Annotated in this window: 6 protein-coding genes; 5 read left to right on the top strand and 1 reads right to left on the bottom strand. The window is 38.8% G+C overall.

Annotated elements, in window-relative coordinates; translation table 11 throughout:
- Nucleotides 1-331: 331 nt before the first annotated feature.
- A complete protein-coding gene (locus L1264_RS20810; RefSeq protein ID WP_138558571.1) occupies nucleotides 332-1,921 on the top strand; it encodes a Na/Pi cotransporter family protein in 1,590 nt (529 codons plus the stop codon).
- 529 nt (nucleotides 1,922-2,450) lie between these two features.
- On the opposite strand, the gene L1264_RS20805 is transcribed toward L1264_RS20810, so the two are convergent.
- Nucleotides 2,451-2,780: a hypothetical protein gene (locus L1264_RS20805; RefSeq protein WP_235404575.1), complete on the bottom strand. Its 330-nt coding sequence runs from the start codon at nucleotides 2,778-2,780 to the stop codon at nucleotides 2,451-2,453.
- Nucleotides 2,781-3,268: 488 nt separating this feature from the next.
- Between L1264_RS20805 and L1264_RS20800 the strand changes: the two genes are divergently transcribed.
- The 4 genes from L1264_RS20800 to L1264_RS20785 all read left to right on the top strand — a co-directional run bounded on the left by L1264_RS20800 (nucleotide 3,269) and on the right by L1264_RS20785 (nucleotide 10,217).
- Nucleotides 3,269-7,075 carry a glycosyl hydrolase gene (locus tag L1264_RS20800; protein ID WP_235404574.1) on the top strand — a complete coding sequence of 1,269 codons (3,807 nt, stop codon included), beginning with the start codon at nucleotides 3,269-3,271 and terminating at the stop codon, nucleotides 7,073-7,075.
- A 337-nt stretch (nucleotides 7,076-7,412) separates the two neighbouring features.
- Nucleotides 7,413-7,895 carry a hypothetical protein gene (locus tag L1264_RS20795; protein ID WP_235404572.1) on the top strand — a complete coding sequence of 161 codons (483 nt, stop codon included), beginning with the start codon at nucleotides 7,413-7,415 and terminating at the stop codon, nucleotides 7,893-7,895.
- A gap of 363 nt (nucleotides 7,896-8,258) precedes the next feature.
- Entirely contained in the window at nucleotides 8,259-9,125 is an 867-nt protein-coding gene (locus tag L1264_RS20790; RefSeq protein ID WP_235404570.1) for a hypothetical protein, read from the top strand.
- 9 nt (nucleotides 9,126-9,134) lie between these two features.
- A complete protein-coding gene (locus L1264_RS20785; RefSeq protein ID WP_235404569.1) occupies nucleotides 9,135-10,217 on the top strand; it encodes a DUF4785 family protein in 1,083 nt (360 codons plus the stop codon).
- Nucleotides 10,218-10,605 lie beyond the last annotated feature (388 nt).

Below are 10,605 nucleotides of genomic sequence, written 5' to 3'. Positions count from 1 at the left end.
GAATGGAGCAGGAATAAAGAAAGAACAAGTATAAACTGGCTATTTAATGTTGAATCAGCTCGTGAAAAACTTGAGAGGGCTTATGGTGCCCTCAACTAGTCAGAACTTGTGTGATGAAGTACTAGCACCTAGCACCTTAAAACATTTAATAACGCGATATAAAATCGCTGCTACCTGTTCGGCGCTAAAACGCCTCCTAGGCCTCGAATCTCGTTCCTCGTAACTCGCCCCTAAAACCAGTTACTTTGTTTTCGATCATTGCGCTATAAGGTACTCAAATCTATACTTTTTGTATCGATCTTGATTAACAATATCAGCACTTTATAAGCGAATGGAAAATCTTAATATAGCCATGGCAGGGCTAACCGCCATTATCCTTTTTATTTTTGGGCTTGAGAACTTTTCTCGGGAGATCGAGAATATATCTGGCGAGCGCTTTCGTAAATCGTTAAGTCGCGCGACTAACATTCCTATTTTTGGGGTGCTAATTGGCGCTGTGGTGACGGCCTTTATTCAATCGAGTTCTGCGACGTCGGTGATCACCATAAGCCTGGTTAATGCGGGTGTGTTAACGTTTAAAAATAGTGTCGGTATTATTTTTGGTTCAAATGTGGGCACTACTATAACGGCTCAGCTGGTGGCTTTTAAGCTGACGGTATTTGCTCCTGTGATCATTATTATTGGCTTTTTTCTGTCGCTGACTCGCAATCGCTTTTCTATTTTTGGTAAGGCGATTTTCTATTTCGGTTTTGTGTTTTTTAGCCTTAACCTGATTTCTTCATCACTTGCACCATTACAAAACAATCCTGCATTAATTGAGATTTTAACGCAGCCGCAAAACCCGCTTTTGGCGATTTTAGTGGGCTGTGTATTTACTGCTATGGTGCAGTCGAGTTCGGTCACAACTGGGCTTGCCATTGTTTTTACTCAGCAAGGTATTTTGGGACTTGAGAACGCGGTACCCATTATTATGGGGGCGAATATTGGTACCACAGCAACTGCAATGATCTCGGTGTTTGGTATGGATATCGCAGCAAAGAAAGCGGCGCTGAGCCACCTGTTGTTTAATGTTGGTGGGGTGCTTTTGTTTCTGCCTTTCATTTTATTGTTTGGTGATAAGTTAAGTGAAATTACGCTTGATCCCGCTGTCGCACTGGCAAATATTCATTTTATTTTTAATGTGGTTGCTAGTTTAGTTTTTATTGTTTTTGTTAACCCTTTTACGCGCTTTGTCGATTTTTTGCTTGGTGAAGGAAAAATGGACTTTGAACGCCTTGAATTGCCCACCTACCAAGAAGATGAAGAGTTTCAGCATGTCGTTGATAAGTTAGAATCAGGTAACCAACAACTGCTTAACTTCTTAAAAGAAAACTACAATCAGGTCACGCTGAGCTTAGAGACCAACTACAAGGGTATTCAAGATACTGCACAAAAACGCTTGGAATATGTCAGTTTTGTTGAGAAGGAATACATCACTTATTTCACTACTATTGTTAGTAAAATCAATGACGAAGAGCAGTCGCGAGAGTTAATGCTGCAAATTAACCGTTTTGATTATTTGTTCCAAATTCATGATTCCATCATTGATCTGTTTGAAAGCAAGCGGATTATGAATGAACAATTTATTGAATTAGAAAGCGATATTTTGATTATGATCCGCGAACTTTCGAGTGATACGCTGACCTTGTTCACCCATACCAGCGAGAATTTAGAACAACCTAAAAATGACGAAATAGATAAGGCAGCTAGGTTATTGCAACTGCATCTGAATCAGGCGCAGCGTAAGTTATTAATGCTACTTGCTGATACCAACAGAAAAGATGCCGGTACACTGACAAATTTCGTCACCTATTCTCAGCGCCTTAAAGATAAACTGCTGAACTTACATAAAATGTATTCACGCAAAAATGCTGAGTTGTAGGAGGCATTTTTAATGCTGAAACCCAACAAGTTAGCAAGTTACAAGGGGAAAGGGTAAAGGAGCTTGTAGGTTTAAGTCATAAGTTCTATGCTAGATTTTGCCTGAACATCGCCAAGGTCAACCCCGATACCAATGACGTGAAATTTATTTCGTGCGTCGTAATGAATTATGTTTCCCTCTAAAGCAGAGCATCTTTTGTCCTCTTTGTGATTATTGCAATCTCGGTGTAGCGCGAAGCGCCTCGGTGTGCTCTGTGGTTCAATATTTTTTGCATAAAGCGTAACGGATGTGAAAGAGAAGCCCCTTCTAAGATTCAAGTGCCTATGAATGGAAAAACGTTTTTCGTTACAGTTATTCTTACAATTGCTCTTTAATATACTGTAATTTCTTTTTGTGACGTCTCTTATACCTTTTAATAACGAGGGAGCTAGTTTTAAGTTGCTTACTAAAGAATAACACCGCTAGTAATAAGTTAAACAAAATAAAAAAGCTAGATAACTTTAAAGCATTAACAGATTGGGAATAAAGTTCAGTGGATAAAATTATAAAAAGTAAAAAGTGATATTGAAATCGCTGTAATAACCAGCCCTTTAAAAATTTTTATGACCCAGGTTTTACCAATAGATAAAAGTACACCAAGTGTTATACATGCACATGTTCCAGAAAAGAAAATAATTACTCTAGGTGTCAGATCTTTAAATGATTCATAAGGCCAAAGAACCATTAATACTAAGAATGCAGCTGATGAGTAGCTAAAAATACTAGCAACGATAGATAAAGCGCAAGTTAGAATGTATTTAAAATTTTTCTCGATTTCAATCAAGGGGGTATTTTTAGTCTTCACTTTCTTAGCTTTCATATAAATTAATTTTTATTTAATCATTATAAATCCTTTTAGTGAATTCGATAGCTTTGTTTTTTGTAAACCTTTTTACCGGTTTTATTATTTTGATACCGAAAATGTAATTGGTTTTGTTTTTTTGATGCTATGTTTTTTGCTTTTCATTTTGATTTTATAAGGTGCTGTTTTAAAAGTTTAATATGTAATTTTTTTGTTTTTTCATAATTTAAATAAGCATTTAATTGATGTAGTCATTGCAACAGGTTAAAAACTAAGCTACAAATTAAAATGCTTAAATGTAAGCGCTTTCATTTTTGTTTTGTATTTAGATAAGCCTCAACCCGGCAACGCTATATTAAATGTAAGCGAGAGATTTAGAGGAATAAGTAATTATGGAGAATAATAATGAAGCAGAGTTTACATACATTAATTTTTATTAAAATCAGTTGGGTAGGGAAGTTAATACATATTCAAAATGCTGCTCGCGAATATCAAGGAACTGAATTATGAAATTATTTTCAAAAACAGCTTTCGTGTTAGGGCTGTTGATGGTTGGCTACTTGCCTGCATCACATGCTGCTTGGGAGGCAATCAATAGCAATATTAAAATTGGCCAAGGTAAGCGCACCTACAATAAGAGCGAGAAAACATTAGGTGTTGTCGTTAAAATTAAAAATGAAAGTAATAATCAATATATTGAACCCTTAAGATTAGTTATCTCTCAAAGTAGTCATAATGTCATAAACCAAGATGGGATTACCGAAAGTGGTTTACCTTATATTTTGCTAGAAGGTGTTATTTTACCGAGAAAAAAATTACATACATTTCTTGAGTTTTCTTACACACCATCGAAGCTATTTTTTGATGGTTACTTAGAGCAGTATATTGAAGACCCTGAGCCAGAAGATATTACGCCACCCGTTATAACTTTAGTGGGTGATGCAGAGTTTGCCCATGAACAAGGCACTTTGTTTGTTGATCCTGGTGCGACAGCTATTGATGATAAAGACGGTTCCGTCGATGTTGTTGTTGATGGTACTGTTGAAGAAGTTGCCGGTAGCTATACCTTAGTGTACTCAGCCTCGGATGTAGCTGGTAATGGTGCTTCAGTATCGAGATTAGTCACCGTTGCAGATACTTTATCACCAGTAATTACATTATTAGGCGATCGTGAAATTACTTTAGCCTATGAACAGAGTTATGTTGAACTTGGTGCTACAGCCTCAGATTTAGTTGATGGTGATGTCACGGTTGATATAAGCGGTGAAGTATTAGCAGAACCGGGGGAGTATACGATTACTTATACTGCATCAGACTTGGCTGGTAATTCGGCGACAGAAACGCGGTTAGTGACGGTGTTGGAAGCACCAGTCTTTGAATTAATCGTGCTGAGAGGTGGTGAAGTTGGCCAAGAGTGGGACCGAAAGTTAAATGCGTTTGATGCAGCTATAGGTTACGCTGAATGCAATGAAGATGGTGGTGCGGGTTGTCCAAGTATTAGTTGGGAATGGGTATACGATACCGAGCGTGGTAACGTACTACAGATTTCACATGCTGATAATAATCAACTAGCGGGTTTCTTTATTGGTTCGTCAGATGCTGTAGATCTTTCTGCTTTTGAAACTGGGCAATTAAAATTTGATGTGCAAGTTGTCAGTGGTGATAGCAATATTACTTTCAAATTAGATTGTTTTTACCCATGTACGTCTGGTGACTATCCAATTGGCGAGAAAGGTAAAGAAGGTTGGGAAACGGTTACTATTGACGTAGCTGATTTAAAAAACCGCGGCTTAAACCTTCAACAGGTCAACACTGGAATTGTTATTTGGGCAAGCCAGTTCACTAATACCGTATTTAAGTTAGATAATATTCATTTTATAGGGAACGGTGATGTACCCCCTCCGCCACCACCAGTTGATTTTGAATATCAAATATCAAATTACGGCTTAGGAACAATTTCAAATGCAATAAACCCGAACAGTTATCGCTGTGTTGTTGATTACGGTAACTGGATTTACAACGCTGGTGTTGTTGAGCCAGCGATTGATGCATGCGATGCTCTAACGGGTATTCCAACTGGCACTCCCAAAAAACGCTACCCTCAAGTTATTGGTGATGCAGCGACCAAACCGACACCAACACATAAGTGGTGGGGGTCAGTCTCATTCCTAGGGGAAATGACAATAGGCGATCCAAATGATGGAGCCTATATTACGCCAGATCCTATCACTGCCAGAATTACTGATCGCGGGTTTAGGATGATGGGTATTCCGGCTGGGCTGCGTACTTCGGGCAATAGTTTTGGCTATCAAATCCCAGATCCATTCAGTGAAGTATTTGACGGTTTAGCAATTGCCAATAGTATACACAGCGATTTAAACGCTTATGTTAGTGATTCTAGCGATGCAAGTGTCACTATTCAGTGGCTAAATAGTGACGAACTTGTGGTAATGCAAGCGACTTTTGTTCATGGATCATCTTATGTTTACCTTAAAGCATTTGACGGTGACTTTGTCATAAAAAGCTTGCGAGCCGATGGGGGTGAAAAAGGTGTTTATTTTCAAAAAGACAATCATTTGGGCATATGGACTAATGTCGCCGGTAATCACAATAACTTCTTGATAAGCGGCGAAGGTACAACGGTATTTGAAAATATAAGCTCAAATAGTATTGGCGTAATCAACGAAGCGAAAGAAATTACTGTAAGCTGGTTACCTGTGCTGAATGCAACACCTACTGAAGCGCAAATAAATGCCTTTGCTACATTAGCCCGAAATGTTGTTAACCAAGTAGAAATAGATTACGCGGTAGATAGAAGGGATAACAGTGTGACTGTTACTCACCGTTACTTTGATGCAAATAGCCAGCCTATTACGACGCTTGTAGGACTACAGCCGCTGCATTGGAAAAATGCAAACCTAGCAACTCAATACCCAGTGCGCTCAGCTCGTGGTATTACTAAGTATGCTCAAGTCAGCGAGTTTTCATATAAGTTACCTTATGTTGGGGTACTGCCTAGTTTGCCAACGCTTTCTGACAGTTTGGATGAACAAACCTTTGTGACCTTACTTGATGAGTTTTTTACGATTGAAAAAGCAATGTGGAATACCAGAACTGATGCTTATTGGTCTGGTAAAAACTACGGCAAAGTTGCCGAGTTAATTGCATTAGCTGACCAAGCAGGTTTGCAATTACAAGCAAACGAGATGCGTAATTGGCTTAAAGCAGAGTTACAAGATTGGTTTACTGCAGAAACTAATGATGCGTTAGATGAAGTGAAGTACTTTGTTTACGATAATGATTGGAATACGTTATTAGCGCTTGAAGAGTCATTTTCATCGCATCAACAATTGAATGATCATCATTTCCATTATGGCTACTTTATTCGCGCTGCGGCCGAAATTTGTCGCGTAGATAAAGCATGGTGTAGTGCAGATCAATTTGGTCCTATTATCGAATTATTAATAAGAGATTTTGCCGCAGGCAAAAACGATGAAATGTTTCCGTATGTAAGAAACTTTGATCCTGCTAACGGTTTTTCATGGGCGTCAGGTAGCGTTAACTTTGTTCGAGGTAACAACAATGAATCTACCTCTGAGGCTGCTAATGCGTACGGATCTATTGTTCTATATGGATTAATTACTCAAAACGAGGAGCTTGTTGAAAGAGGAATGTATTTGCATGCATCTACCTCGGCAGCATACTGGGAGTATTGGAATAATATTGATGGCTTTGCTCAAATGAATGATGAAGCAAATAATTTTCCTAATGATTATCCATATATCACAACATCGATTATTTGGGGTGATGGAGCCGTATTCTCTACTTGGTTTAGCGCAGCTTACGCGCACATATTAGGAATACAAGGATTGCCAACCAATCCGCTTATTATGCATGTAGGCTTATACAAAGATTATATGAATAACTATGTTGATCTTGGTTTGTCTGAATCGGCAAATAATTTGCCGTCAGGGTTAATACCTGGCCAATGGCGAGATATTTGGTGGAACTTGATGGCAATGACTGATGCAAGCAGCGCTATTGATGACTACAACTCAGTTGATAGTTACGAGCCAGAAGTGGGAGAAACTAAAGCTCATACTTATCACTGGATCCACACTTTAAATAGTTTGGGCCAAATTGCTACAGGTACCGGTGCGTTAACTGCTGACCTCCCTAGTGCAATGGCGTTTAATAATGCAGGTGTAATAACTTATGTTATTTATAACTACAACGATACCCCAGTCACAGTTTCCTTCAGTGACGGTACTGCAGTGATTGCCAATCCTAACCAGTTCACAGTTATAAAATAATTACGATATTAATACTTAGATATCACTAAAAAGCCCATTTTTAATGGGCTTTTTTAACTGAATGTAAGCGAAAATAAACGAACATAGACATCAACTTTTAGCATTGAAAAGAATAGAGTTTTTAGTCGAAGGTATGTTCGTTTTTTGAATTAAGTGTTGAATTGGTTTTACCTTGATATTTATATTAAATTAATAGCTATTAATGATTTTTTAAATTTTTTTATTTGAATTGGTTTTAATTTTTTTTGAAGATTTTGGTTATGGTCTATTATTTAAATTGTTATTTTTTTTGTTTTTAATTTAAATAATCGCTGTTCAATTAAAGCAAGGAATGGTAATGAACTTTGTGATTACTTATTTAGTTGCGTGGCTATTGTTAGTCGCGTTGTCATATGCAGGGTTGGAGTATTTTGCAACACATACTTTCATCAAGAGTATCGATTTAGCTCTAAGGTGTGCCTTGGTAGCTGTAATAGGTGGCATACTATATTGTCTACGCTCTGTCTATTTAAACCGGTGTCTTCATGACCAGTGGAGTAAATCATGGGAAGTTTGGTATTATTTGAGGCCAATCACTAGTTTCATTTGTGGTGTTGTAGCGTACATATTTTTAAAAGCGGGATTAGTTGTTTTAGATGCGTCTCAAAATACCGCGGATGATAGTTATGGGAATTATGGTTACTATGCTTTTGCTTTCTTTGCAGGATCAAATGTAGATAAATTCGTAGCAAAAATTGAAGAAATTGGTAAATCTTTATTTGGTATAGAAAAAACAAGAAATTCAAAATTGAGTGATCTAAAAAAGGAAAATAAAGAATAAATGAGTTTTTTATACTGTCTTTTTATTAATCCAAAAAATAAGAGGGTGGTATTTTATTTAATTAAGTTTGAATTCTAGATAAAGATTATTGCCTAGAACAACTTTTTGACAAATGTTCAAAGCTTTTGAATGGACAAAAGAGCAGGGTTTAGTTTAACTATTTCAGTAAACAACGCAATTTTTATATACCTAGCACCTCACCCCCACGCTTTTCTCCAAAATCTAATAATTTGTACTTAAAAAATATCCAAAAGTTAAATTATTGTAAATTTATTCTTGCTTTCGTACCTGTTTGGTCTATGTTTTTGGTCGGAGGTCACTCCTCCAACCTGATAGATATAATTACAATCAACAGGAACACACATGAAAATAAAAACACTCTCACTAGTGCCAGCTTTAATGTTGGCAGCGGGTATCAGCCACAGTGCTTTTGCTGCGCAAGGAGTCGCATTTGTGCACGGTACAGGCCAGCAAAGCGATGTGTATAATGACTATTGGACAGGCAGTTTTGTCGACACGGTTCGCCAAGGTTTACCAAACAGTAGTAATTACACGGTCATTAATTGTGATTTTGATCAGTATATGTGGGCAGATGCGGCATCTGGCTGTTTAGCAGGGCAGCTCACTACATTTATCAATAATAAAAACATCACTGATTTAACTCTGATCACCCATTCTAATGGCGGTAATGTAGTGCGTTGGATTTTATCTAACCCAACATGGGATAGCCGTTATCCAAATATTATTAGCAAAGTCACGCGTACCATTGCTCTGGCTCCTTCAAGTGGTGGTACGCCTCTGGCCGATGCGGTCATAGCAGGTAATTCGTTCGAGCAAAGCTTGGGTTGGCTTTTAGGTTACGGCAGCGATGCAGTAAAACAACAGCAGGTATCTTGGATGGCGTCGTATAACGCACAGTGGTTGTATGGCACACCAAACCGCCCAAGTTTACCGTCTCGATTCGAGACCGTGGTGGGCAGTGATGTTGAATCAGCGGTATGGGATAGCGACAGCTATTGCGGTGGTTATCAAAATCAAGTGGGCCTTGAAGTAACACAAAACTGGTTAGACAGCTGTTCAGATGGCTTCTTAAATTGCAGTTCTCAGTCGTTAGCTGGGGTGGTGTGGTTTACCGATAAATCACGAACTAAAGGCCGTGAACCTTTAAGTCATCAGCAAAGCCGACGCAACTGCTTTGGTTTGCCAGACATGCTTAAAAATCGAATTTAGGAGCCCGCTATGATTAATAAGTTAACCACACTCGCTGCTGCAATTATGCTTGTAAGCAACGCAGCACAGGCTAATGAACAAACGGTTTATCAGTTTCCTCAAGTTCAACCAGCATTGAGCGCTCAACTTGAAACACTAGAAAAAGACAGCGTTGAGTATTGGCAGAAAGTTTCGGGTAAAGAGCTTAAACGCGGCGTGCCTGTATTTGTAAACCAAGCTGATAACTTTATTCGCATTGCGCCAAAAGCACGTTTTGATAACGGCGAAGTATTTAAGCCTCATGGCTTACAGCTAGATAAGCTGTCGGTACGTGATGACAACTTTAGACAAATGCCAATGCAAACTATGGTTGCACAAGAACAAATGGAAAATGCAGGGTTTAGCGATGGCAGCGTTGGATTAAAGCTTGGTCAGGTAAATGGCAAAGCAATGTTAAGAACAAGCCAAGCGCTTAACGATAACGACACCTACTTGCTGCATGTGATTGAAAAAGGCTCGAGCAATGCTTTGCATGCTAAATCGCAGTTTAAAGTGAAAGATCAGCAACAACGTGTCGCTATGCAGCTAAGTATGGGTAAAAAGCGCTTTAAAGATAGTGATGTGAAGTTAACGCTTTCAAGTCCTGATGGCGAAAAGCTAGATGTACGTTACGAAAATGGTGAAGCCGTATTTAATTACCCGCTTGAAACCTTAGGTGCAATAAATGGTTACTATGAGCTTGAGGCCAGCGTAGACACTAAAGTGAATGGTCAAACGGTAAAACGCTCTATAAAAATGCCGTTTGTGCATAGCTCACAAACCATCAGTATGGATAAAGCCAAAGTAACAGCGCTTGGCAATAATAAATACCAAGCCAAGGTACCGGTGCAAGTGACCGACTCAGGTCGCTACGCCATTCGTGCAACCTTAACTGGCAAAGGCGATAAAGGTGAACGCATCAAACTAGCAACGGTTGAAGTAGCAAAACAGATTGATAGCTATGATAGTTTCACCATGCCTTTTGTGGTCACCAAAGCAGCCAAAGCCCCATATGAGCTGGTGGATATTGAACTTACCGACCAAACGCGAATGTTAAAGTTTGCTGGGGAGTAAAGGATAGCTCTTATTGTATGTTGGGTGGAGCGAAGCGAAGCCCAACAAGTTAGCGAGTTACAGGGTAAAGTTTGCGAGATAAGAGTGTAGGCGTTTTTACGCTGAACTCTGTGGTTCAATTTGTTTCTGCACAAAGAGAAGAGAATGAAAAGTGAATGAGATAGACCAAAAGAGTATTTTTTTCCTCTAAAGCGCAGCGTCTCTTATCCTCTTTGTGACTATTTTTTTTAATGCTGTTTTTCTCAGTGTAGCGCGAAGCGCCTCGGTGTACTTATATGGACTCCCCGTTTTTTGTCAACGGAGTACTTATTAAATAAAGATTAGATGCTGGCTTATATACGGACTCTATTTGGGGAGCTACCCCTGGTCACTTTAATGTATTCGCCCC

This window comes from Pseudoalteromonas sp. APAL1, from assembly GCF_021532475.1.
GTDB lineage: Bacteria > Pseudomonadota > Gammaproteobacteria > Enterobacterales > Alteromonadaceae > Pseudoalteromonas > Pseudoalteromonas lipolytica_C.
This window is presented reverse-complemented; position numbering and strand designations above follow the sequence as displayed.